23 protein-coding genes are annotated in these 24,273 nt (G+C 66.5%); 9 read left to right on the forward strand and 14 right to left on the reverse strand.

Annotated elements, in window-relative coordinates; all coding sequences use genetic code 11:
• The first annotated feature begins 89 nt into the window (after nucleotides 1-89).
• Genes edd through eda form a run of 3 tightly spaced genes read left to right on the forward strand, consistent with a single transcriptional unit; the run spans nucleotide 90 to nucleotide 3,477 of the window.
• Nucleotides 90-1,904, forward strand: coding sequence for a phosphogluconate dehydratase (gene edd, locus BLS81_RS01255; RefSeq protein WP_093219719.1), 1,815 nt, complete (start codon nucleotides 90-92; stop codon nucleotides 1,902-1,904).
• Nucleotides 1,904-2,872: a glucokinase gene (locus BLS81_RS01260; protein ID WP_093221674.1), complete on the forward strand. Its 969-nt coding sequence runs from the start codon at nucleotides 1,904-1,906 to the stop codon at nucleotides 2,870-2,872. The genes edd and BLS81_RS01260 overlap by 1 nt, the downstream gene beginning before the upstream one ends.
• Complete coding sequence (gene eda, locus BLS81_RS01265) at nucleotides 2,869-3,477, forward strand: bifunctional 4-hydroxy-2-oxoglutarate aldolase/2-dehydro-3-deoxy-phosphogluconate aldolase (RefSeq protein ID WP_093219721.1); 609 nt, start codon at nucleotides 2,869-2,871, stop codon at nucleotides 3,475-3,477. The genes BLS81_RS01260 and eda overlap by 4 nt, the downstream gene beginning before the upstream one ends.
• Before the next feature lie 345 nt (nucleotides 3,478-3,822).
• On the opposite strand, the gene mltG is transcribed toward eda, so the two are convergent.
• The 6 genes from mltG to fabD form a co-directional block, all read right to left on the reverse strand.
• On the reverse strand, nucleotides 3,823-4,788 hold the full coding sequence (gene mltG / locus BLS81_RS01270; RefSeq protein ID WP_093219724.1) for an endolytic transglycosylase MltG: 966 nt from the start codon (nucleotides 4,786-4,788) through the stop codon (nucleotides 3,823-3,825).
• A 5-nt stretch (nucleotides 4,789-4,793) separates the two neighbouring features.
• Entirely contained in the window at nucleotides 4,794-6,053 is a 1,260-nt protein-coding gene (gene fabF / locus BLS81_RS01275) for a beta-ketoacyl-ACP synthase II (RefSeq protein WP_093221677.1), read from the reverse strand.
• Nucleotides 6,054-6,188: 135 nt separating this feature from the next.
• Complete coding sequence (locus BLS81_RS01280) at nucleotides 6,189-6,425, reverse strand: acyl carrier protein (protein ID WP_069207325.1); 237 nt, start codon at nucleotides 6,423-6,425, stop codon at nucleotides 6,189-6,191.
• 118 nt (nucleotides 6,426-6,543) lie between these two features.
• Complete coding sequence (gene fabG / locus BLS81_RS01285; RefSeq protein WP_093219726.1) at nucleotides 6,544-7,281, reverse strand: 3-oxoacyl-[acyl-carrier-protein] reductase; 738 nt, start codon at nucleotides 7,279-7,281, stop codon at nucleotides 6,544-6,546.
• A complete protein-coding gene (locus BLS81_RS01290; RefSeq protein WP_093219729.1) occupies nucleotides 7,281-7,712 on the reverse strand; it encodes a GxxExxY protein in 432 nt (143 codons plus the stop codon). Before BLS81_RS01290 ends, fabG begins: the two co-directional genes overlap by 1 nt.
• Nucleotides 7,713-7,794: 82 nt before the next feature.
• Nucleotides 7,795-8,730, reverse strand: a complete 936-nt coding sequence (gene fabD / locus BLS81_RS01295) for an ACP S-malonyltransferase (RefSeq protein ID WP_093219731.1) — start codon at nucleotides 8,728-8,730, stop codon at nucleotides 7,795-7,797.
• Between the two features lie 171 nt (nucleotides 8,731-8,901).
• Here fabD and BLS81_RS01300 point away from each other — a divergent pair, with 171 nt between their 5' ends.
• From BLS81_RS01300 to rplI, 4 genes are all read left to right on the forward strand, one after another.
• Complete coding sequence (locus tag BLS81_RS01300) at nucleotides 8,902-9,285, forward strand: RcnB family protein (RefSeq protein WP_093219733.1); 384 nt, start codon at nucleotides 8,902-8,904, stop codon at nucleotides 9,283-9,285.
• A 154-nt stretch (nucleotides 9,286-9,439) separates the two neighbouring features.
• Complete coding sequence (gene rpsF / locus BLS81_RS01305; protein ID WP_093219735.1) at nucleotides 9,440-9,868, forward strand: 30S ribosomal protein S6; 429 nt, start codon at nucleotides 9,440-9,442, stop codon at nucleotides 9,866-9,868.
• A 13-nt stretch (nucleotides 9,869-9,881) separates the two neighbouring features.
• Nucleotides 9,882-10,106: a 30S ribosomal protein S18 gene (gene rpsR / locus BLS81_RS01310; RefSeq protein WP_010543816.1), complete on the forward strand. Its 225-nt coding sequence runs from the start codon at nucleotides 9,882-9,884 to the stop codon at nucleotides 10,104-10,106.
• Nucleotides 10,107-10,118: 12 nt separating this feature from the next.
• A complete protein-coding gene (gene rplI / locus BLS81_RS01315; protein ID WP_093219738.1) occupies nucleotides 10,119-10,709 on the forward strand; it encodes a 50S ribosomal protein L9 in 591 nt (196 codons plus the stop codon).
• Between the two features lie 143 nt (nucleotides 10,710-10,852).
• Here the strand turns inward: rplI and BLS81_RS01320 are convergent, their stop codons facing one another.
• From BLS81_RS01320 to alaS, 3 genes are all read right to left on the reverse strand, one after another.
• The gene (locus tag BLS81_RS01320) at nucleotides 10,853-11,737 is read right to left on the reverse strand and encodes a bestrophin family protein (protein WP_093219740.1); all 885 of its coding nucleotides are present in this window, start codon (nucleotides 11,735-11,737) and stop codon (nucleotides 10,853-10,855) included.
• A 40-nt stretch (nucleotides 11,738-11,777) separates the two neighbouring features.
• Nucleotides 11,778-11,999, reverse strand: coding sequence for a hypothetical protein (locus tag BLS81_RS01325; RefSeq protein ID WP_093219743.1), 222 nt, complete (start codon nucleotides 11,997-11,999; stop codon nucleotides 11,778-11,780).
• A 225-nt stretch (nucleotides 12,000-12,224) separates the two neighbouring features.
• Nucleotides 12,225-14,885, reverse strand: a complete 2,661-nt coding sequence (alaS, locus tag BLS81_RS01330; RefSeq protein WP_093219745.1) for an alanine--tRNA ligase — start codon at nucleotides 14,883-14,885, stop codon at nucleotides 12,225-12,227.
• A 148-nt stretch (nucleotides 14,886-15,033) separates the two neighbouring features.
• Between alaS and BLS81_RS01335 the strand changes: the two genes are divergently transcribed.
• Entirely contained in the window at nucleotides 15,034-16,485 is a 1,452-nt protein-coding gene (locus tag BLS81_RS01335; RefSeq protein ID WP_256326016.1) for a DUF1593 domain-containing protein, read from the forward strand.
• Between the two features lie 3 nt (nucleotides 16,486-16,488).
• On the opposite strand, the gene BLS81_RS01340 is transcribed toward BLS81_RS01335, so the two are convergent.
• Nucleotides 16,489-17,754: a M24 family metallopeptidase gene (locus tag BLS81_RS01340; RefSeq protein WP_093219751.1), complete on the reverse strand. Its 1,266-nt coding sequence runs from the start codon at nucleotides 17,752-17,754 to the stop codon at nucleotides 16,489-16,491.
• 74 nt (nucleotides 17,755-17,828) lie between these two features.
• Here BLS81_RS01340 and BLS81_RS01345 point away from each other — a divergent pair, with 74 nt between their 5' ends.
• On the forward strand, nucleotides 17,829-19,145 hold the full coding sequence (locus BLS81_RS01345; RefSeq protein WP_093219754.1) for a dicarboxylate/amino acid:cation symporter: 1,317 nt from the start codon (nucleotides 17,829-17,831) through the stop codon (nucleotides 19,143-19,145).
• On the opposite strand, the gene BLS81_RS01350 is transcribed toward BLS81_RS01345, so the two are convergent.
• From BLS81_RS01350 to BLS81_RS01365, 4 genes are all read right to left on the reverse strand, one after another.
• Nucleotides 19,136-19,762, reverse strand: a complete 627-nt coding sequence (locus tag BLS81_RS01350; protein ID WP_093219756.1) for a glutathione S-transferase family protein — start codon at nucleotides 19,760-19,762, stop codon at nucleotides 19,136-19,138. The genes BLS81_RS01345 and BLS81_RS01350 overlap by 10 nt on opposite strands.
• A gap of 121 nt (nucleotides 19,763-19,883) precedes the next feature.
• Nucleotides 19,884-20,972 carry a recombinase RecA gene (gene recA / locus BLS81_RS01355; RefSeq protein ID WP_371128236.1) on the reverse strand — a complete coding sequence of 363 codons (1,089 nt, stop codon included), beginning with the start codon at nucleotides 20,970-20,972 and terminating at the stop codon, nucleotides 19,884-19,886.
• Nucleotides 20,973-21,209: 237 nt separating this feature from the next.
• A complete protein-coding gene (locus BLS81_RS01360; RefSeq protein WP_093219759.1) occupies nucleotides 21,210-21,563 on the reverse strand; it encodes a response regulator in 354 nt (117 codons plus the stop codon).
• Nucleotides 21,564-21,579: 16 nt separating this feature from the next.
• Nucleotides 21,580-23,994 carry a hybrid sensor histidine kinase/response regulator gene (locus tag BLS81_RS01365; protein WP_093219762.1) on the reverse strand — a complete coding sequence of 805 codons (2,415 nt, stop codon included), beginning with the start codon at nucleotides 23,992-23,994 and terminating at the stop codon, nucleotides 21,580-21,582.
• Nucleotides 23,995-24,273: the final 279 nt, after the last annotated feature.

The following is a 24,273-nucleotide window of genomic DNA, read 5'->3' on the forward strand; positions in this document are numbered from 1 at the left end:
GCGTATAACCGACAGCTCCCCCTTGTCCTTCGCACAGGCGAAAGGCGATAAGGGCTGCCTCTCCCTACCCGCCTCAAGGGAACCAAACCATGACGCTCCATCCCGAGATCGCGGCCGTTACCGACCGGATCATCAGTCGTTCGAGGCCCACGCGTGACGCGTATCTCGAACTGATCCGACGAGAGCGCGACCAGCATATCGCTCGCCCTGCGCTGAGCTGCGCCAACCTCGCGCACGGCTATGCCGGCACCGAGGAGGATCGCGACACGATGCGAACCGCCAAGGCGATGAATATCGGCATCGTCACCTCGTACAACGACATGCTCTCGGCGCATGCGACCTATTATCGCTATCCCGAGCAGATGAAGGTGTGGGCGCGCGAGGCGGGCGCGACCGCGCAGGTGGCGGGCGGCGTGCCGGCGATGTGCGACGGCGTGACCCAGGGCTATGCCGGGATGGAGCTGTCGCTGTTCAGCCGCGACACGATCGCGCTCTCGACCGCGATCGCGCTGAGCCACGGCTTGTTCGAAGGCGCGGCGCTGCTCGGCATCTGTGACAAGATCGTGCCGGGCCTGCTGATCGGCGCGCTGCGCTTCGGCCATCTGCCGATGGTGCTGATCCCCGGCGGCCCGATGCCGACCGGCATCCCCAACAAGCAGAAGGCGGCGGTGCGCGAAGCCTTCGCCGAGGGCAAGGTCGGCCGCGACGACCTGCTCGATGCCGAGATCGCCGCCTATCATTCGAAGGGCACCTGCACCTTCTACGGCACCGCCAATTCGAACCAGATGATGATGGAGATGATGGGTCTCCACATCCCCGGCGCGGCCTTCGCCAATCCCGGCACCAAACTCCGCCAGGAACTGACTCGCGCCGCCGTCCACCGGCTCGCCGAGATCGGCTGGGATGGCGACGACTATCGCCCGATCGGGCTGTGCGTCGATGAGAAGGCGATCGTCAACGCCGCGATCGGACTGCTCGCCACCGGCGGATCGACCAACCATCTGATCCACCTGCCCGCCATCGCCGCCTCGGCGGGGATCGTGATCGACTGGGAAGATTTCGATCGCCTGTCGCGCAGCGTACCGCTGATCGCGCGCGTCTATCCCAACGGCGCGGCCGACGTGAACGGGTTCGAGGACGCCGGCGGGATGCCGTTCGTAATCCGCGAACTCGCCGACGCCGGATTGCTCCACCGCGATCTGCTCACGATCGGCCACGGCGACATGACCGACTACGGCAAGCGTCCGGTCGTGGCCGGCGATGGTCTCGTCTGGGAAGATCCCGGCGCGAGCGGCGACGAGACGATCCTGCGCCCGGCCGCGACTCCCTTCTCGGACGAAGGCGGGTTCCGCATCCTCACCGGTAATCTGGGTCGCGGGTGCATCAAGGTGTCGGCGGTCGAGCGCGACCGCTGGACGATCGAGGCGCCGTGCCGGATCTTTCAGACCCAGGCCGAGGTGCAGGCGGCGTTCCAGGCCGGCGAGCTCGACCGCGATGTCGTGGTCGTGGTGCGCTTCCAGGGCCCGCGCGCCAACGGCATGCCCGAACTCCACAAGCTGACGCCGACGCTGGGCGTGCTCCAGAACCGCGGCTACCGCGTCGCGCTGGTGACGGACGGGCGGATGTCGGGCGCGAGCGGCAAGGTGCCCGCCGCGATCCACTGTTCGCCCGAGGCGCTCGGCGGCGGTCCGCTCGCCTTGCTGCGCGACGGCGACGTGGTGCGGATGTCGGCGGAGACCAACGAGCTGGTCGCGATGGTCGATCCCGCCGAATGGGCCGCGCGCGTGCCGGTCGCGGGACCGCCGCCGGCGACGGGGATGGGGCGCGAGCTGTTCGGTATGTTCCGTGGCCTCGCCAACGAGGCGGAAAAGGGCGCGTGCGCCGTGCTGGCAGGGATGGAATGATGCAGGTCGTCGCTGTCGATATCGGGGGCACGCATGCCCGCTTTGCCATTGCCGAGGTCGAGGGCGGTCACGTGGCCTCGCTCGGCGAACCGGTGACGCTCAAGACCGCCGAGCACGCCTCGCTCCAGACCGCGTGGCAGGCGTTTGGCAAGACGCTGGACCGACCGATGCCGCGCGCCGCCGCGATCGCGGTCGCCTCGCCGGTGGATGGCGATCTCATCAAGCTCACCAACAACCCGTGGATCATTCGGCGCGGACTGGTGAAGGAGCGGCTCGAAGTCGATGAGTTCGTGCTGGTCAACGATTTCGGCGCGGTCGGCCATGCCGTTGCGCAGGTCGGCCCAGACATGTTCGAGCATATCACCGGCCCTGACGTGCCGCTCCCCGATCATGGCATCATCTCGATCGTCGGCCCCGGCACGGGCCTCGGTGTAGCTCAGGTGTTGCGCGAGAAGCGCGGCTATCACGTGCTGGAAACCGAAGGCGGCCACAGCGACTTCCCGCCGCTCGACAGTTTCGAGGATGCCTTGCTCAAGCGGCTGCGCGCGCTGCACGGCCGAGTCTCCTCGGAGCGAGTCGTGTCCGGCCCCGGCATCGTCGCGATCTACGAGACGCTCGCCGAGATCGACGGGCGTCCGGTGCCGCGGCTCGACGACAAGGCGATCTGGCAAATGGCGCTTGAGGGCAGCGACAGCCTAGCGCTCGCCGCGCTCGACCGCTTCTGCCTCGCGCTCGGCGCCACTGCTGGCGACCGCGCGATCTGCCAGGGCGCGAAAGCCGTCGTCATCGCCGGCGGGCTGGGACTGCGCATCAAGGATCATATCGTCCGATCGGGGTTCGCCGAGCGTTTCGCCGCCAAGGGCCGGTTCCGCGCGATGATGCAGGCGCTGCCCGTCAAGCTCATCACCCATCCCCAGCCCGGCCTTTTCGGTGCCGCGGCCGCCTTTGCCCAGGAGCATCACCAATGAGCTATACCGTCCGCGAGCTGATGCAGATCGCCCCCGTCATCCCGGTCATCGTGATCGACGACGCCGCGACCGCACGGCCCGTCGCCGAGGCGCTCGTCGCCGGCGGCATCCGCGTCCTGGAAGTGACGCTGCGCACCCCCGCCGCGCTCGATGCGATCCGCGAGATGAAGCAGGTGCCGGGCGCAATCGTCGGTGCCGGGACGGTCATCAACCCCGACCAGTTCGCACAGGCGATGGACGCGGGCGCCGAGTTCATCGTCTCCCCCGGCCTCACCGAACGCCTCGCGCGCCCGATCATCGATAGCGGCGTACCGTTCCTGCCCGGCACCGCCAACGCCGCCGACATCATGCTCGGGCTCGATCTCGGCCTCACGCACTTCAAGTTCTTCCCGGCGATGGCGGCGGGTGGGCTGCCCGCGTTAAAGGCGCTCGCCGCGCCGTTCAACCAGTGCAGCTTCTGTCCGACCGGCGGCATCACCGAGGCGACCGCGCCCGAATGGCTCGGGTTCGATCCGGTGCTGTGCGTCGGCGGAAGCTGGGTGCTCGGCGGTACTCCCGCGGAGATCGAAGCCAAGGCGCGTGCGGCGGTGGCGCTGCGGGGCTGATACGTCCGGCTTTGCCAGGACGAGAACACCGTTCGTCCTGAGCGCGGTCGAAGGACATGCCTCGGGTGAACCGCTTGGGGCACGCCCTTCGACTGCGCTCAGGACGAACGGCAGAGGGTGTGCAGCGCCCTTGTCCCGTGTCCCGTCCGGAAGGCGCGCCACGTCCTCATCGGTGTTACGCCGTTCCAAGGCACTGCGGCGTTGGTGCGCCCGGCGCAGTGGTGGGTTTTCGAGGCACCAAACCCCCGTTCGCCCTGAGCGAAGTCGAAGGGCGTGTCACGAGCGATCCGCGTCGGGCACGTCCTTCGCCTGCGCTCAGGACGAACGGGGGATGGTCCCGCCCGGTTAGATCCCGTGTTCCTTCCGGAACGCGCGCCACTTCATCACATTGGCATTATGCTGTTCGAGCGTGTCGGCGAAGACATGCCCGCCCGATCCGTCCGCGACGAAGTACAGGGCGTTGGATCGCGCCGGGTTGAGCACCGCGTCGATGCTCGCGCGTCCGGGGTTGCAGATCGGGCCGCTTGGCAGCCCCACCATCGCATAGGTGTTGTAGGCATTGACCTCGCGAATCCACGGCGGCGGAATGCGCCGGCCGAGCGGACGCCCGAACGTGTGCGGATAGATGATCGTCGGGTCGGCCTGGAGCATCATGCCGCGCTTGAGCCGGTTCGAATAGACCGCCGCGACCATGCTGCGCTCGCTCGGCTTGCCGGTTTCCTTCTCGACGATCGACGCCAGGATCAGCGCCTCGCGCGGCGTCTTCACGACGATCCCCGGCGCGCGCTTGGCCCATGCGTCGGCGAGGTAGCGGTTCATCGCCTTCTGCATCCGCGCGACCATGCCAGCACGGGTATCGCCGCGATCGAAGCTGTAGCTGTCGGGCAGCACGCTCCCCTCGACCGGCACCACGACATCGCCCTTGAGTTCGGTCGCCTTCATCAACACGTCGCGGACGATCACCGAAGGCAACCCCTCGGGAATCGTCACGAAACGCTGGAGCGTGCGACCGCCCTGAAGCAGCTTGAGGATATCGGCCTGGCTGAGATGTGCGGGGATGCGATACTCGCCCGCCTTGATCGGCGCGCTCGTCCCCAGCACCTTGGCGAGAATGCGGAAGCGGCTCGCCGAGGTGATCGCCCCCGCCTTTTGCAATTGCTCGGATGCCCCGGCCAGCGTGCTGCCCTGCGCCACCGTGACGGTGACGTTGTGCGTGAGCGGCCCGCGCCCCGACCACATATGCAGCACGCCAAAGAAGCCGATGATCGCCGCCAGGACGATCAGCAGCGTGAGGCAACCGAGCTTGCGCACTTCGCCTAGATCGCCTTCATCACCAGCGAGGCGTTGGTGCCGCCAAAGCCGAACGAGTTGTTGAGCACCGCCTTGACCTTACGTTCCTTGGCCTTGTGCGGAACGAGGTCGACGCCGACGCAATTCTCGCTCGGATTGTCGAGGTTGAGCGTCGGCGGGACGATCTGGTCGCGCAGCGCGAGGATGCAGAAGATGCTCTCCACCGCACCCGCGCCGCCGAGCAGATGCCCGATCGCCGACTTCGTCGATGACATCGAAACGCCGTCGAGCGCGCTGCCGAATAGCCGCCGCACCGCGCCGAGTTCGAGCTCGTCGCCGAGCGGGGTCGAAGTGCCATGCGCGTTGATATAGTCGATGTCCTCGAGCGCGAGGCCGGACTTGCGCATCGCCATCTGCATCGAGCGGAACGCGCCCGAGCCTTCGGGATGGGGCGCCGTGACGTGATACGCGTCGCCCGACAGGCCGTAGCCGATCACCTCGGCATAGATTTTCGCGCCGCGCGCCTTGGCATGTTCATATTCCTCGAGCACGACGACGCCCGCGCCTTCGCCCATCACGAAGCCGTCGCGGTCGCGGTCATACGGGCGGCTGCCGCGCCATGGCTCGTCGCGGAAGCCGGTCGAAAGCGCGCGCGCCTGTGCGAAGCCGGCGATGCCGATCGGGCAGATCGCGCCCTCCGAACCGCCGGCGAGCATCACGTCGGCATCGTCCATCGCGATCATCCGCGCCGCGTCCCCGATCGAGTGCGCGCCGGTCGAGCAGGCGGTGACGACCGCGTGGTTCGGGCCCATCAGCCCGTATTTGATCGAGACCTGGCCCGAGATCAGGTTGATGAGCCGGCCATGCACGAAATGCGGCGAAACGCGCTTCGGCCCCTTGGCGGCGAGCACCAAAGATTCGCTTTCAATACCCGGCAGACCGCCGATGCCCGCGCCGATCGAGCAACCGGCGCGGAAACGCTCTTCCTCGCTCATGTCCGTAAGGCCGGCATCCTCGATCGCCTGACCGGCGGCGTCGATGCCATAGACGATGAACGGATCAACCTGACGCTGGACCTTGTGGTCGACGCGCTTGCCCGGATCGAAGCCATATTCGTGATCGGCCGGCTTGACCTCACACGCATAGTTCATCTGAAAATCGGTCGCGTCGAAGCGCGTGATCGTGCCCGCGCCCGATTTCGCGGCGATGAGGTTGCTCCACGCGGTCTCGACATCCGCGCCCAGCGGCGTGACAAGGCCCAATCCGGTTACGACGACACGGCGCATGGCCATCTCCGTTTCTATTGCTCTTCAAAACGAAACGGCTCCCCGCCCCTGTGCGAACCCTGGGACGGGGAGCCGATCCTATGTCTTCAGGCCCCGATACGGGCCGGGCACCGCGCGCAGGCGGCGCCCGCTCGATCAGCCCTTATGCTCGTCGATGAAGGTGATCGCATCCTTGACGGTCGCGATCTTCTCGGCGGCGTCGTCCGGGATTTCGACCTCGAACTCCTCTTCGAACGCCATCACCAGCTCAACGATATCGAGGCTGTCGGCGCCCAGATCATCGATGAAGCTCGCATCCTCCGTCACCTTATCGGCTTCGACGCCGAGGTGCTCGACGACGATCTTCTTTACGCGATCGGCAGTCTCGCTCATGTTCATGTCCCTCTCATGAAGTGTGGGGTCTAAATACCGGTTTGCACGTAGAGCGCGGTTCCGGCCCGCGCAAGGGGCTGTGATGTTTCGGGGCGGCGCCGAAGCGCCACCCGACCCGTCAGATCATCGCCATGCCGCCGTTGACATGCAACGTCTGGCCGGTGACGTATCCCGCTTCCTTGCTGGCCAGATAGACGACGGCCGCGCCGATGTCAGCCCCCTCGCCCATCTTGCCCGCCGGTATCTTCGCGTTGAGCGCGTCCTTCTGAGCGTCGGGCAGAACGTCGGTCATCGCGGTGCGGATGAAGCCGGGCGCGACGCAGTTGACGGTGATGTTCCGCGCCGCGAGCTCCTGCCCTAGCGCCTTGGACATGCCGACAATGCCCGCCTTGGAGGCGGCATAGTTCGCCTGGCCCGGATTGCCCGTCGTGCCGACGATCGAGGTGATCGAGATGATGCGGCCGAAGCGCGCCTTCATCATCGGCTTGGCGGCCGCACGCATCAGGCGGAACGCGGCTTCGAGATTGACGCGGATCACCTGATCCCACTCGTCATCCTTCATGCGCAGGATGAGGTTGTCGCGGGTCACGCCGGCATTGTTGACGAGGATGTCGAGCTTGCCGAGCGCCGCCACGGCCTGCGGCACCAGCGCGTCGACTGCCGCCGCATCGGACAGATCGCAGGGCAGCGCGACATGCTCACCACCGAGACTAGCGCGAAACGCCTCGAGCTTGTCGGCGTTGGACCCCGAAACCGCCAGCCGCGCACCCTGCGCGGCCAGCGCCTGTGCGATCGCCGACCCGATCCCCCCGCTCGCGCCGGTCACCAGCGCCGTCATACCTGTAAGGTCGAACATCAGTTGCTCCTTGAATTTTGTTCGCGCAGAGGCGCAGAGGACGCAGAGGGCGTGTAGTTGTTGACCAACCGTCGCACGCCTTCCTTGAGCGTCTCTCCGCCGAAGTTCAGAAGCAGCCCGACGGGCTGCTTGGTAAGCCGCAAATACGTCAGCACCTGTTTGGCATGAACGGGACTGAGCTTTTCGGCAGACTTGATCTCGATGATCAAGCGCTCGTCGATCATCAGGTCGATACGGAACGCCGAGTCGAACCGCATGCCCTCGAATTCGATGCCGATCGCCTTCTGACGCTCGACGCGATGGCCCTGCGCAGCCAGTTTACCTGCCAGAACTGCCTCATAGACACTTTCGAGCAGTCCCGGCCCGAGGTCGCGATGAATGCGGATCGCCAGATCGATGACGTCGCGGGTGATCTGATCGATATCCTGCACCGCAACCCCTCCGCGTCCTCTGCGCCTCTGCGCGAACATCCTTCCTCTCGTCGATCCTACCGTCCCGTCGGGGAAGAAGCGATCATAGCGTCTTCGCCAGCGCCTCGATATCGTCCATCGTCACGATGCTGACCGTTTCCACATCCGCCGCGGTTCGCTTGACCATCGCGGTCAGCACCTTGGCGCCGAATTCGACGAATCGTGCGACGCCGGTGTCCGCCATCGCCAGCACCGATTCGCGCCAGCGCACCATGCCGGTCACCTGTTCGACGAGCAGACGGCGGATCGTGTCGGGGTCGCTGACCGGGGTCGCGGTCACGTTGGCGAACACCGGCACCAGCGGCGCGTCGATCCGCGCCTCGGCCAGCGCCTTCTCCATCGCGTCGGCGGCAGGTTGCATCAACGGGCAGTGGAACGGCGCCGACACCGGCAACAGCACCGCCTTCTTCGCCCCGAACTCCTTGGCGATCGCGACGACGCGGTCGATCGCGCCCTTGGCGCCCGACAGCACGACCTGCGACGGATCATTGTCGTTGGCAACGGTGCACACCTCGCCCTCGCTCGCCGCGTTGGCGATGATGCGCGCCTTCGCCAGATCGGCGCCGAGGAGCGCCGCCATCGCACCCTCACCGACCGGGACTGCGGCCTGCATCGCGAGGCCGCGATGCTTGAGCAGCAGCGCCGTCGTCGGCAGATCGAGCGCGCCCGCCGCGCATAGCGCGGTATATTCGCCGAGCGAGTGGCCGGCGACATAATCGGCCTTGTCGGCGAGCCGGACGCCACCTTCCTTCTCCAGCACGCGCAACGTGGCGATCGCATTCGCCATGATCGCGGCCTGTGAATTCTCGGTGAGCATCAACTCCTCGGCCGGCCCTTCGGCCATCAGCCGGAAGAGATGCTGGCCGAGCGCGTCATCGACCTCCTGGAACACCTCGCGCGCCACGGCGCTGGCGTCGGCGAGCGCCTTGCCCATCCCGACCGCCTGACTGCCCTGCCCCGGAAAAATGAATGCCCGCATCGTTGATGTCCTTCAGATCAGGCGCGTCGCCGTAGAAACCTGAACGAACTTACGCAAGCCGGGACACTTTGCGACCCTTTACCGTTCTCGTCGGGACGGGCCTGATACAATCGCATCCTAGATTGCTCTCGACGCCGGGAGAAGGCGCCGTTGAAAAACAGGAGCTGAAACGTGAAAAAGTTCATCCTCGCCGCGCTGGCAACCTCGATCCTCGCCAGCCCGATCGCGATCGCGCCCGCCGAGGCGCAGGGCCGCCGCGATCACCAGGAGCGCCGCACCACCGTCGTCCGTGAAGGGCCACATGGACGCACCGTCGTGACGAACCGCACGGTGGTCAACAACCGCAACAATTACCGCCGCTGGAACAAGGGCCAGCGCTTCGATCGCCGCTATGCGCAGAATTACCGCGAGATCAGAGACTGGCGCGCGTATCGCGGCCGCCGCCTCTACGCGCCGCCGCGCGGCTACCATTGGGTCCGCTCGGGCAATGACGCGGTGCTCGTCGCACTGTCGAGCGGGCTGATCGGCGCCGTCCTCGCGGGCGCGTTCAACTAAGGAGCGCTTGCTTCCGCCGCGAAAATCGCTAAGGAAACGCACTCCGGGGTGGGAAGCACACGCTTTCCGCCCCGGTTGCTATTGAAGACGACAGCCGGAGGGGCGTTCGCATGGTGCGGGCGTCAGCGATCGGCCAAGATAAGGTAATGCACGCATGGCTCTGTACGAGCATGTGTTCCTTGCGCGCCAGGATCTGGCACAGGCGCAGGTGGATGCACTGGCGGAAACCGCCACCAAGATCATTCAGGACAACAACGGTCGGGTCGTCAAGACCGAGACCTGGGGTCTCCGCAGCCTCGCGTACAAGATCGCGAAGAACCGCAAGGCGCATTATGTGATGCTCGAGATCGACGCCCCCGGCTCGGTCGTCGTCGAGCTGGAGCGCCAGATCCAGATCAACGAAGACATCATCCGCTACATGACCGTCAAGGTCGACGAGCTCGAAGCCGGGCCGACCGTGATGATGCGCAAGAGCGAGCGCGACCGCGAGCGTCGTGGCGACCGTGAAGGTGGCCGTGGCGGCGATCGCCCCGACCGTGGTGAGCGCAGCGAGCGCCCGCGTCGCGATTTCGACGGCGAATAAGGAGTTATAGACAATGGCACGCCCATTTTTCCGCCGCCGCAAGAGCTGCCCGTTCTCCGCGAAGGACGCTCCCCGGATCGACTATAAGGACGTTCGGTTGCTCCAGGGCTTCGTGTCCGAGCGTGGCAAGATCGTCCCCTCGCGCATCACCTCGGTGAGCGCGAAGAAGCAGCGCGAACTCGCTCAGGCGATCAAGCGCGCCCGTCATCTGGGCCTGCTGCCCTACATCGTTAAGTAAGGAGCGACCCACATGGATGTGATCCTGCTGGAACGAGTCGAAAAGCTCGGCAACATCGGCGACGTGGTGAAGGTGAAGGACGGTTTCGCCCGTAACTACCTGCTGCCGAACAAGAAGGCGCTTCGTTCGAACGAAGCCAACCGCAAGGTGTTCGAGAAGAACCGTGAGCGCATCGTGGCCGAGAACGCCGCGAAGCGCAGCGAGGCCGAGAAGGAGTCGAAGACGATCGACGGCCTGACGATCACGCTGATCCGCCAGTCGTCGAACACCGGCCAGCTCTACGGTTCGGTCGCGGTTCGCGATCTGATCGAGGCGCTCGAGGCCGAAGGCCACAAGGTCGCGAAGTCGGCGATCGTGCTCAACAAGCCGATCAAGGCGATCGGTCTGTACGAGGTCAAGGTCGCGCTGCACCCCGAGGTGTCGGTGACGGTCAAGATCAACATCGCGCGTTCGCCCGAAGAGGCCGAGATGCAGGCGCAGGGCGTCGATGTCATGTCGGCGATGTTCGAGAAGGACGAGGCCGGCTTCGTCGAGGCTTACGATCCCAACGCGGAGCCGGGTGCCACCGCCGAGGTTTCGGCCGAGGAACCGGCCGAGGGCTGATCGCCTTCGCCGTTGGTTACGGAAAGGGCCGCCCGGAGAGATCCGGGCGGCCCTTTTCGTTTTACGCGTCATGCCAGCGCAAGCTGGCATCTCTCTCGGCAAGCGCGCTTGCCACCCCAGCTTGCGCCGGGGTGACGTATAGCTCACCAGAGCACGCCGTCCTTGTCGGGCGCGAGCGGCGCGGGCGCCTGGTCGCCGATCGCCTGCAACAGATCGATCTCGATCGTGCGGCACATCGCCGAAAGCGGTACGTCGTGGAGCGTGTTGGCGAACGGATCGACCAGATCGTCGCCGATCGCGAGGATGGCGAGGAACATCAGCCCGACGATCGACGATCCGAGCGGCGTCGCGAACCCCAGCGTCTCGACCAGACCGATCGGCAGCAGGATGCAGACCAGATGCGTGAACACCATCGGGAAGAAGCGATACTGGTTGGGAAGCGGCGTGTTCTTGAGCCGCTCCATCCCGCCCTGCGCATTGGCGATATCGACCAGCACGCTTTCCATCGCCGATTGCTGGATCGTGTCGATCAACCCCTGACGGCGGGCGAGATCGATGCGATGCCCGGTACCCTCGACGATGCCGTTGGCGACATTGGTGCGCTTCAGCGCGGGCGTCGCTTCGCCTTCGGACAAGAAGCGCAGCACGTCGTCATCAGGCTTCTGCCGCCGCAACTGGCAGCGTAGCGCGTTAACGTAAGCGATCTGCCGCAGAACGATCGTCCGCTTAAGGTCGGTCGCCTCGTCGGGCAGAAAGTTGCGCGCCTGCCGGGCGAGGCTGCGGCTGGCGTTGATCATCGCCCCCCACAGGCCGCGCCCTTCCCACCAGCGCTGATAGGCCGAGTTGCTGCGAAACCCGAGCACCAGCGCGAGCGCGGAGCCGAACAATGTGAGCGGGAGCGACGGCGCGGTGAACGGCAGCCAATAATAGGTCACGGTCACGGTGACGTCCCAGACGAACAGCACCGCGAGCGGCTTCCAGACTTCCCGGATCACCTGCTTGGCGCCGGGAACGGCGGTAACGATCATAGAGCCTCAACTGCGAAACAAACGGGACAAGTCGTGCCTATCACGGCTTGGCCGGATCGATGGCGCCCTTCTTCGCGGGCGCGGCCTCGGCGGCACTGGCAAGCGCGATCGCGGTGCCGGTGGCGGGACGCAGCACGAACCATTGGGGACGCTCGATCGCGACCAAATACGCGAGCACGGCGATGCCGAACATCAAGAACTTCCACGACCCGCGCCAGGTTTCCAGCAGGGCGTGGCGGTCACGTTTGTCGAACGGCTGCATGGGCATCTCCTTGTTGTCAGGCCCGACAAGATAGGGATGTCCGAAGAGGTGCTGCGTAAACTGGCCGTTACGTTTTATTGCTGCGCCGCAGCATAACGGTGGGACGTGCCTGCGCGGGGATGAATGTGCGAGCATCGCCCCGCGCAGGCCGGGGCTGCTGCGTTTGATGGGAGCCGGTCGCCAAGGCACGAAGCGGCCCCGGCCTGCGCCGGGGCGACGGTTCGTTTACGCCGCCGGAGCATGTTCCTCGGCGAGCGCGGCCCGCACCGCCGCGACCGCGTCGGCCGCCTTCGCGCCGTCGGGGCCGCCGCCTTGCGCCATATCGGGCCGGCCACCGCCGCCCTGCCCGCCGAGCACCGCGACGGCGACGCGCAGCAGATCGACCGCGCTGCGCGACGCCGCAACGTCGGCGGTCAGCCCGACCGCGACCGAGGCACGGCCTTCGTTGACCGCGACGATCATCGCCACGCCCGAACCGATCCGGCCCTTCACATCATCAACCGCGCCGCGCAGCGACTTGGGATCGAGACCCTCGATGACCTGGCCGACGAAGTTGACGCCGCCGATCTGCTCCGGCCCCGCCGGCGCGGCACCCGCGCCGCCGCTGAGCGCGAGCGCTTTCTTTGCCTCGGCGAGTTCGCGTTCGAGCTTGCGGCGCTCCTCGACCAGCGCGGCCACGCGCGCCGGCACGTCCTCGGGGGTCGCCTTCAACGCAGCCGCCGCCTCGCGCAGCTTCTCGTCGCGAGCGCTGAGGTAGGCGCGCGCCGCTTCGCCGGTGAGCGCCTCGATCCGCCGGACACCGCTCGACACCGCGCTCTCCGAGACGATCTCGAACAAGGCGATGTCGCCTAGCGCGTTGACGTGCGTACCGCCGCACAGTTCGACCGAAAAGCTGGCGTCCTCGTCGCGGCCCATCGAGAGCACGCGCACCTCTTCGCCATATTTTTCGCCGAACAGCGCCATTGCGCCGGCCGCGATCGCGTCGTCGGGCGTCATCAACCGCGTCGTCACCGCGTCGTTGCTGCGAATGTGACGGTTCACGTCCGCCTCGACGTCGGCGATCTCCTGCGGGGTCATCGCGCTGTTGTGCGAGAAGTCGAAGCGCAACCGGTCCTCGGCGACGAGGCTGCCCTTTTGCGTGACATGCCCGCCCAGCCGCCGCCGCAACGCCGCGTGCAGCAGGTGCGTCGCGCTATGGTTGGCGCGGATGCGGGCGCGGCGCTCGACGTCGATCGCGAGCCGGACGGTATCGCCAACCGTGATCGCACCACTGTCGATGTGCGAACGATGCGAGAACAGGCGCCCGAGCGGCTTGGCGGTATCCTCGACACGGATCGAAACAGTGTCGCCGGTGATCGTGCCGGCGTCACCCATCTGGCCGCCGCTCTCACCGTAGAAGGGCGTCTGGTTGACGAGGATATCAACGGTCTCGCCGGCCTCGGCGCGTTCGACGCGGGCACCGTCCTTGACGATCGCGATCACCTGAGCCTCGCCCGCGTCAGTCGCATAGCCGATGAACTCGGTGCTGCCGAACGCCTCGGCGATGTCGAACCACAGGTCGTCGGACGCGCGCTGGCCCGAACCCTTCCAGGCCGCGCGCGCCTGTCGCTTCTGCTCGGCCATCGCCGCGTCGAAGCCGGCGCGATCGACCGTGAAGCCCTTGGCGCGCAGAGCGTCCTCGGTCAGATCGTAAGGGAAACCGAACGTGTCGTAGAGCTTGAACGCGGTCTCGCCCGGCAAGACCGCCCCCTCGCCGAACCCGGCGGTCGCCTCGTCGAGCAGGCGCAGGCCGTTGGTCAGCGTGCGGCGGAACTGAGTCTCCTCCTGGAGCAGCGTCGCTTCGATCAACGGCTGCGCGCGCACCAGTTCGGGGAAGGCCGCGCCCATTTCGGCGACCAGCGAGGGCACGAGCCGGTGCATCAGCGGATCTTTCGCGCCAAGCAGATGCGCGTGGCGCATCGCACGCCGCATGATCCGGCGCAGCACATAGCCCCGGCCCTCGTTGGCCGGCAGCACGCCATCGGCAACGAGGAAGCCCGACGAGCGCAGATGATCGGCGATGACACGGTGGCTGGCCTTGGCCTCGCCCTCGGCCTTGGTGCCGGTCAGCGCGGTAGAGGCGGCGATCAGCGCCTTGAACGTGTCGGTGTCGTAATTGTCGGTGACGCCCTGCAACACCGCGGCGATCCGCTCCAGCCCCATGCCGGTGTCGATCGACGGGCGCGGCAGATCGAGCCGGGTAGCCTTGTCCACCTGCTCATACTGCATGAACACGAGGTTCCAGATCTCGACGAAGCGATCGCCGTCTTCCTCCGGGCTTCCCGGCGGGCCGCCCCAGATATGGTCGCCGTGATCGTAGAAGATCTCGCTGCACGGGCCGCACGGACCGGTGTCGCCCATCGACCAGAAATTGTCGTTGGTGGCGATGCGGATGATACGGTCCTCGGGCAGGCCGGCGATCTTGCGCCACAGATCGAACGCCTCGTCATCGGTGTGATACACGGTGACGGTCAGCTTCTCCGCCGGGATACCCCACTCCTTGGTGAGCAGGTTCCAGGCGAGCGTGATCGCGCGTTCCTTGAAATAATCGCCGAACGAGAAGTTGCCGAGCATCTCGAAGAAAGTGTGATGCCGCGCGGTGTAGCCGACATTGTCGAGATCGTTGTGCTTGCCGCCCGCGCGCACGCACTTCTGCGAGGAGGTCGCGGTCGAATATGCGCGCGATTCCAACCCGGTGAAGACGTTCTTGAACGGCACCATGCCCGCGTTCACGAACATCAGCGTCGGATCGTTCTGCGGCACCAGCGGCGCGGACGGGATGCGGGCATGCCCCTCGCGCTCGAAATAGTCGAGGAAGCTGCGGCGAATGTCGTTGGTCGAGATCATCCCGCCGACTTAGGCGAGGCCGCGTATCTTCTCAAGCGTGGCGCTGCTGCGGCGAACCGTGCATCCTGGCTTCACTGGCAACCGCGATCCACCGGTTGTAAGGCACCGCCGCCGCCCGGCGCCATGAACACCACAGGGAGAGAAGACGTTGCGAAAACTGGCGATCCTGCTTGCGACCATGATGCCGCTCGCCGTTCCGGTCATGCCAGCGACCGCACAGGCCCCGCTGCCGGCGCCGACCGAGCGGCACCGCATGATCGTGCTGAGCGACATCGAGGCCGACCCCGACGACACGCAATCCTTCGTCCGGCTGTTGCTCTATGCGAACGAGATCGACCTCGAAGGGCTGGTCGCGACGACCTCCGTCCACATGAAGACAGCCATCCATCCCGATTCGATCCGCCGCATCATCCAGGCCTATGCCAAGGTTCAGCCGAACCTGGCGAAGCACGAGGCCGGATATCCGACGGCCGACCGTCTGCGCGCGCTCGTTCGCGAGGGCCAGCCGGGCTATGGCATGGCGGCGGTCGGTACCGGCAAGGACACGGCCGGGTCGCGGCTGATCGTCGAGGCATTGGAGCGCAACGATCCGCGCCCGCTGTGGATTTCGGTCTGGGGCGGCGTCAACACGCTCGCGCAGGCGCTGTCCACGATCCGGGAAACGCGCTCGCCCGAGGTGGCCCGGCGCCTGATCGCCAAGCTGCGGGTCTATACCATCTCCGATCAGGACGATGCCGGCGCATGGCTGCGCAAGACTTTCCCCGATCTGTTCTATGTCGTCAGCCCCGGCGGCTATGGCGCGGGCACCTGGACCGGCATCCACACGCTGATCGACGGCGGCGACAACCGCACGATCAGCAATGCGTGGCTGCGCGACAACATTCAGCAGGGGCACGGGCCGCTCGGCGCGATGTACCCGGACGTCTCCTATGGCATGGAGGGCGACACGCCCGCCTTCCTGTCGCTGATCCCCAATGGCCTCAGCAACCCCGACCATCCCGATTGGGGCGGCTGGGGCGGCCGGTACGAACTCTACACCCCGCCGGTCGCGACGACCGACCCGAGCGGGTTCAGCGGGGTCGTGATTGAACCGGAGACGCGCCCGATCTGGACCAACGCGATCGACAGCTTCACCCCGCAGGTCGCACGCGAGTTCGGCCGCGCCTCGGTTCCAGACGACCGGCAGATCAAGGATTTCCGCGCCGGGATCTGGCGCTGGCGCGACGATTTCCAGAACGACTTCGCCGCCCGCATCGCTTGGACGGTGCGCCCATTCGCTGAGGCCAACCACCCGCCCGAGGTGCGGCTGAGCGGGCCGAATCGGCTGACGGTGAAATCGGGCGAGCGGTTCGTGCTAAGCGCGGTCGACAGCACCGACCCCGATGGCGACAGCCTGAGCTTCCAGTGGTTCCACTATCAGGAGATCGGCCATTGGCAGACGCCGATCCTCAACGGCATCGCCGCCAACATCCACACGGTCGACTTCACCGCGCCCAAGGTGAGCGAGCCGCGCGAGGCGCATTTCATCGTGCGGGTGACCGACAAGGGCACGCCGCCGCTGACCCGCTACAAGCGCGTGATCGTGACGATCACGCCCTGACCGTCACCCCAGCGGCGCGTCGATCGAAACGGGCGGCACCGAAAACCACTTCGGACCGCCCGGGGTCATGTGGAAACAATCCTCGAGCCGGACGCCGAACTTGCCCGGCAGGTAAAGCCCCGGCTCATCGGAGAAGCACATGCCGGCGGCGAGCGGCATCGTCTCGCCGTGGACGAGGTTGACGGGCTCGTGCCCGTCGAGCCCGATCCCGTGGCCGGTGCGGTGCGACAGGCCCGGCATCCGGTAGCGCGGGCCATAGCCGAGGGTCTCGTAGAAGCCGCGCACCGCATCATCGACCGCGCCCGCCGGCGTGCCGATCCGCGCCGCCGCGAACGCCTTGGCCTGGCCGGCGCGGACATGGTCCCAGACGGTGCGCTGGTCCTTGCTCGCGGTGCCGAACACGAAGGTGCGCGACACATCGGATTGATAGCCCTGAACGGTGCAGCCGCAATCCATCAGCACCACCTGCCCGTCCGCGACCACCTGCGGCGCACGGCTGCCGTGCGGATAGGCCGCCGCCTCGCCGATCAGCACCAGCGCGAATTCGGGATCGCCACCAAGCTTGCGGGTCGCGGCGTTCATCAGCGCGGCGATCTGCTCGCGCGTCATGCCTTTCTCGACGCGCGGATACACCCAACGATAGGCGGCGATCGTCACGTCGGTCGCACGCTGCATCAGCGCGATCTCGGGCGCGGTCTTGACCATCCGGCAGCCGCGCACGACCGGATTGGCCGAAACGATCCTGGCGTCGGGCATGGCGCGCGCGAGACCATCGACCGCGAAGTAGCGCACCGTCTCCTCGATGCCGACCGCGCGGCTGGCGAGACCACGCTCGCGTAGGAAGCCGGCGACGAGCTTGAGCGGGTCTTCGTCTTCCTGCCACACACGCACATCGCACGGAATGGCGAGCGTCTGGCGGACCGAGGGTTCCTCGAAGAACGGGGTGACGATGCACGGATCGCCCTCGGCCGGCAGGACCGCGGCGGTCAGCCGCTCGCTGCGATGCCATGCGACGCCGGTGAAATAGATCAGCGACGATCCTGCCTCGACCAGCACCGCGCCGATGCCGTTCGCCTTCATCAGCGCCTGCGCGCGTGCAACGCGGGCGAGCCGTTCGGCGGCCGATATCGGCGCCGCGTCCTTGGTGATGTCGGCGAGGCCGGCGAGATCTGGCTCGGCCGCGCGAACGGCATGCGCCGCGGCGAGCAAGGGCAACGCCCCCACCGTCTTCAACACTCCACGGCGGCCCAGGAAAATATTTTGCTGCATCGGAACCCGATAGGACGCTTGACGGCGCCGGGGCAATGCCCTTCGCTATAGACGGGGCCAGCGGGAGAATAGACTTGGCGAAGCGGTTGACGTGGTACATCCTCGGCGGGCTGGTGCTCGGCATCGTGCTCGGCTGGACGATCCACGCCGGTATTGATGACGGCTCACCCGACGCGGCCGCGCGGCTCAAGGGCATCGCCGGCTGGTTCTCGATCCTGACGACGGTGTTCCTGCGCCTCATCAAGATGATCATCGCGCCCCTGGTGTTTTCGACGCTGGTCGTGGGTATCGCGCACATGGGGGATACCGGCGCGCTCGGGCGGGTCGGGTTGAAGTCGGTCGGGTGGTTCATCGGCGCCAGCCTGGTTTCGCTGACGCTCGGGCTGTTGCTGTTCCACCTCACCTCGGATTTCGGCGACACGCTCGGGCTCAGCCCGCATCTCACGCCGCCCCCGGTCAACGCCGCGGTCGGGCTCGACGCGAGCGGATTCGATGTCGCCAAGATCATCACGCATATCGTGCCGAGTTCGATCGTCGACGCGATGGCGACCAACGAGATCCTCCAGATCGTGATCTTCTCGGCGTTCTTCGGTGTGGCGATCACCGCCGTCGGCGAGCGCGCGGCGCCGCTGGTTACGGCCGCCGAGGGGCTGGCCGCCGTGATGTTGCAGATCACCGATTACGTCATGCGGCTGGCGCCGATCGCGGTATTCTCGGCGATCACCGCCGCGCTGACCGAACATGGGCCGGGGCTGATCTTCAAGCTCGCCTATTTCATGGGCAGCGTCTATTTCGGGCTGGCGACTTTGTGGATCGTGCTCGGTGCGCTCGCGTTTGCGGTGATCGGCCGGCGCGCGGGGATGTTACTCCGCTACATCCGCGAACCGGCGCTGCTCGCCTTCTCGACCGCCTCATCCGAAGCGGCGTTCCCGCGCACGCTGGAAGCGCTCGACCGGTTCGGCGTGCCTGCCAAGATCGCCAGTTTCGTGCTGCCGCTCGGCTATTCGTTCAATCTCGACGGGTCGATGATGTACATGACGTTCGCGTCGCTGTTCATCGCCAAGGCCTATGGCATCCAGCTCACGCTGGGCACGCAGATCGCGATGCTGCTGACGCTGATGGTGACGTCGAAGGGGATCGCCGGCGTGCCGCGCGCGAGCCTCGTCGTGATCGCGGCGACGCTCGGTCAGTTCGGCATTCCGGAGGCGGGGCTGCTGCTCATCATCGGGGTCGACCAGTTCCTCGACATGGGCCGCTCGGCGACCAACGTCGTCGGCAATGCGATCGCGGCGAGCGTGGTCGCGCGCTGGGAGGGCGATCTCGAGCCGCCCGCGCCGGCCGAGATCGAGCCGCCGCATGCGCCGAGCCACGGCTTCACGCGTCACGCGTAAGCGTAGGGCCCGCCTTTGGCGAGCGCGGCCTGATAGGCCGGGCGCGCGTGGATGCGATCGAGCCAGGCGATCGTGGCGGGCCGCGACTCATCGAGTCCGGCGCGGCTGCGCGCGGCCTCGAGCGGGAAGCTCATCATCACGTCGGCGGCGGAGATCGTGTCGCCAGCAAACCACGGCTGCGTCGCGAGGACGGTTTCGACATAATCGAGATGCACATCGACCATCGGCCGGAATCGCCGACGCGCAGTGCGGCCGAACAGCGGCACGCGGCCGAGCACGAGCAGCACGAACAGCGGCGGCATCAGCGAGCCTTCGGCATAGTGGAGGAACTGGCGGTAGCGCAGCGCCGCGTCGCGGTGTGCGGGGGCGGCGAACCGACCGTCGCCTTTTTCGACGAGATATTCGACGATCGCGCCGGTCTCGACGAGGATGCGGCCGTCGTCCTCGATCATCGGCGACTTGCCGAGCGGGTGGAGGCGCTTGAGCGCTTCGGGCGCGAGCATCGTCTTGGGATCGCGGGCGTAGCGGCGGATTTCATAGGGCAGGCCCAGCTCTTCGAGCAGCCACAGGATGCGCTGCGAGCGGGAGTTCTCGAGATGGTGAACGGTGATCGTCATGAAACTCAAGCGCGGACGAAGGCGATCGGTTCCGGCATACTGAAAGGCCCGCCACAGGGGCGGGCCTTTCCGGGCTTTGCGGCGTCTGGATGAACGCCGCTTCGAATTTCAGCAAGCTCGCTCACATGTCGATGTCGTCATCCTCGGGGCCGGCCATCATCTCTTCGGCGACTTTGTCGGTACGGCTGCGGATGGCTTTTTCGAGACGCTCGCACATCTCGGTGTTTTCCTTGAGGAAATTCTTCGAGTTTTCGCGGCCCTGACCGATCCTGACGCTGTCGTAGCTGAACCACGCGCCCGATTTCTCGACGAGTCCGGCCTTGACGCCGAGATCGAGGATCTCGCCGATCTTGGAGACGCCCTGCCCGTACATGATGTCGAACTCCACCTGCTTGAACGGCGGCGCGACCTTGTTCTTGACGACCTTGACGCGCGTGGTGTTGCCGATGATCTCCTCGCGATCCTTGATCTGGCCGGTGCGGCGGATGTCGAGACGGACGCTCGCGTAGAATTTCAGCGCGTTGCCCCCGGTGGTGGTCTCCGGGTTGCCGTACATCACGCCGATCTTCATGCGGAGCTGGTTGATGAAGATCACCATGCAGCGCGAACGGCTGATCGAGCCGGTGAGCTTGCGCAGGCTCTGCGACATCAGGCGCGCCTGCAGGCCGACGTGGCTGTCGCCCATCTCGCCCTCGATTTCGGCGCGCGGCACCAGCGCCGCCACCGAATCGACCACCAGCACGTCGATCGCGTTCGAGCGCACGAGCGTATCGACGATCTCGAGCGCCTGCTCGCCGGTGTCGGGCTGCGAGACGATCAGCTCGTCGATGTTGACCCCGAGCTTCTTAGCATAGACCGGATCGAGCGCGTGTTCGGCATCGACGAACGCGGCGGTGCCGCCGGTCTTCTGCGCCTCGGCAATGACGTGCAGCGCGAGCGTGGTCTTGCCCGAGCTTTCCGGGCCGTAGATCTCGATCACGCGGCCGCGCGGCAGGCCGCCGACGCCGAGCGCGATGTCGAGCCCGAGCGACCCGGTCGAGATCGCCTCGACCTGCATCGTCTCCTTGGAGCCGAGCCGCATCGCCGAGCCCTTACCAAACGCGCGGTCGATCTGTGCAAGCGCCGCGTCGAGCGCCTTCTGCCGCTCATCCGCGGCCTTTGTGTTGGAAGCTGCCATTTTGGTGTCGATGACCTTCAGTGATGCCGCCACGATAGCCTCCGTCGCTAAACCGATGTGCCCGCGCATTCAATGCGTGTTGGAAGCGACGTATCCTATTTGTTCTGCTGGAACAAGAGTGGAACGGTAGATTTGTTGGGCTGCGCATGGGCACGTGATCGAGGGATGACCGTGGCACGCCCCGCGACTTCGCTCAGGGCGGACGGGGTGGCGTGTTGCAGGTGTTCCGCCGCACACGCAGCGGCCCCGGCCTTCGCCGGGGTAACGGGTTTAGGCCAGTGCGTCCAGCGCCTTGCTCACCCCGTCCATCGTGAACGGTTTGGCGAGCGACGGGCGATCGTGAAAGCGTTCGGCGACGCTGTCGTGCGAGCCGCCGGTGGCGAAGACGAACGGGATGCCCGCCGCCGCGAGCGCGTCCGCGATCGGCAGGCTGGTTTCGCCGCCGCGCAGATTGAGATCGAGGATCGCCGCGTCGATGCCGCCGGCTTCGATGAGACCCATCGCGACCGACACGCAATCGGCGGTGCCGACCGGAACCTTGTCGAGAACCTCGAGAAAATCCTCGAGCATCATCGCGATCAGGGGTTCGTCCTCGACGATCAGGATATTGCGGGGTGCGGTCATGACGGGTCCATAACCATCAACTCGCGTCCGCGCCAAGCCCTTTCGCCCCCATCATCGCGCGCACCGCCTCGGCAAGTTGCTGCACGGAAAAGGGTTTGGCGAGGAAGGCCACGTTTTCGAGGTCGATCGACTTGCGCAACGTCTCCTCGGCATAGCCCGACATGAACAGGATCGGCAGGTCGGGATAAAGTTTGCGGGCGTGGCGCACCATCGTCGGGCCGTCCATCAGCGGCATCATCACGTCGGAGACGAGCAGATCGGGGCGCGGGTGGCTGGCGAGCAGTTCGAGCGCCGCCTCGCCATGCTCGGCACCGAGCACGGTATAACCCTGCCGGGTGAGCGCGCGTTCGGCGACGGCGCGGACCATGTCCTCGTCCTCGACGAGCAGAATCGTGCCGCTGCCCCACAGATCGAGCGGCTTGCCCGGCGGCGCGATCACCGGATCGGCGACGGGCGCGGACGCGGTATGGACGGGGAGATAGATGCTGAACACCGCCCCCTGCCCGGGCTTCGAATCGGCGAAGATGTAGCCGCCTGATTGCTTGACGATGCCGTACACGGTCGAAAGACCGAGCCCGGTGCCCTTCCCGACATCCTTGGTGGTGAAGAACGGTTCGAAAATCTTGGGCAGAACATCGGGCGGAATGCCGGCACCGTTATCGGACACCTCCAGACCGACATAATCGCCGACCGGCAGGATATCCGAGCCCATTCGCCGCACGTCGCTCGCCGTCATCGCGAAGGTGCGGATCGAGAGCACCGCGCCGCCCTTGGGCGGCTTGGCAAGCATCGCATCGCGCGCATTGACGGCGAGATTGACGACCACCTGTTCGAGCTGCCCCGGATCAGCACGCACCGGCGCGAGATTGCGGCCATGCTTCACCTTGAGCGTGATGCTCTCGCCGAGCAGCCGCTTGAGCAGTTGCGATACCTCCGAGACGACGTCGGGCAGTTGCAGCACCTGCGGGCGCAGCGTCTGCTGGCGCGAGAAAGCGAGCAACTGCCGGGTGAGCGAGGCGGCGCGGTTCGAATTGGCGCGGACCTGCTGGATGTCGTCATAGTCGCTGTCGCCGGGCGAATGGCGCATCAGCATCAGATCGCAGTGGCCGATGATCGCGGTGAGGATGTTGTTGAAATCATGCGCGACGCCACCGGCGAGCTGGCCGACCGCCTGCATCTTGGTGGCCTGCGCCACTTCGCGCTTGAGCCGGGTCTCCTCGCCATTGTCCTTGAGGCTCAGCAGCACCGCCGCATCGCCCAAGCCCCGCGCGCCGGCGATCGACAGCGCGACCGGCTCGTCGGGGTGATCCTTGAGACGGATGGCGAGATCGGTCGAATGGGTCGCGCCGCTCGCGAAACGGCGCACCGCATCCGCGAGGACACCCTTGTCCTCGCGCACGACGAGATCGCCCGGATAGACCGGCGGCGCGGCGGGATCGACCAAGGCGGCGCGCGCGAACGACTCGTTCATCTGGAGGAACCGCCCGTCGTTGCCGACCAGCGCGACGCCGAACGGCATCAGCGCGACGAGCGTCTGGACGTGCGCGCTGGCGCTCGCGCCGACGGCGGGCGCGCCGCTCTGCTCCTCATCGATCAGCGCGACCAGCATCGGCGCGTCGTCACCCTCGACGAAGGGGATCTGCAAGACGCGCAGCGGGTTCTTGAGCATCCCCTCACGCTCGAAACGCACGAGGCCGCGCTCGTCGGTGATGAGGAAGCGCGCGAAGTCGCGGCCGGTGATCGCGGCATCGGCATGCCCCATCGCGCGCGCGCGCAGCACGCTGTTGGCGGCGATGACCCGGCCGTCATGCCCGATCAGCGTGACCATGATGCCAGCGCGGCCGAATTGTTCGCCGATACGCCCGGCCACCAGTTCCTCGACGGTGGCGGCGAGATTGACCCGCATGGTCTGGCGGAAGCGCCACACGAGCAGATCCCCGTCCTCGCCCGCGCAGGCGATATCCGCGACGACACTGGCGCCGCGCGTGACCAGCCGGTCGAGCGTGGCGGTGCCGTCCCGCCAGGCGCGGCGCCCGGCGACTCCGATCCGCTCGGCCCCGTCGCCGTCGAACGGCAGACCGGGCGGGGTCGGGAAGCCGCCGAACAGCGCTTCATAGTGATCGTTGGCGCAGACCAGCCGCCCCGCCCGATCGGTGACCGCGACCGCATCGGCGCTGGCGGCGGCGAGCGTGCGCGCGAGCGCCCAATCGGGTTCGGCGCCCTCGCCCGCGCTGGACGGGAACAGGCGCCGGAAGACGATCATCCCGCCGCCCCCGACGATCGCGGTGGCGAGGAAGGCGGCAGCGATGGTGATGTTGCCGAGCAGCCCGAGGATCACCAGCGCGGCGGCTATGCCGGTGGCGCCGGCGATCAGCGCCGCGTCGCGGGTTGGGTTCGAGTCGGCGGACTTGAGGATAGGAAGGCTGGCCATTCTTATCCTTCTTTGGCTAGGGTTGGGCTGCGAGGCTATCACATATCGGCGTGCGATGATCAGTCGCTGCCAATACAACTCCGTTCGTGCTGAGTAGCCGCCGAGTAGCCTGCGCAGCAGGCATATCGAGGTGGCGTATCGAAGCACACGCCCCGCGCGCAACCTGTGGTTCGATACGATGAGCAGGTCGGATCATCCCCCAGATGATCCTGAACATGCCGGGGGCATGTTCACCTGCTCATTTCGATACCGGCCTTCGGCCCTACTCGATCTCTACTC

Source organism: Sphingomonas sp. NFR15 (assembly GCF_900103265.1).
Lineage (GTDB): Bacteria > Pseudomonadota > Alphaproteobacteria > Sphingomonadales > Sphingomonadaceae > Sphingomonas > Sphingomonas pollutisoli.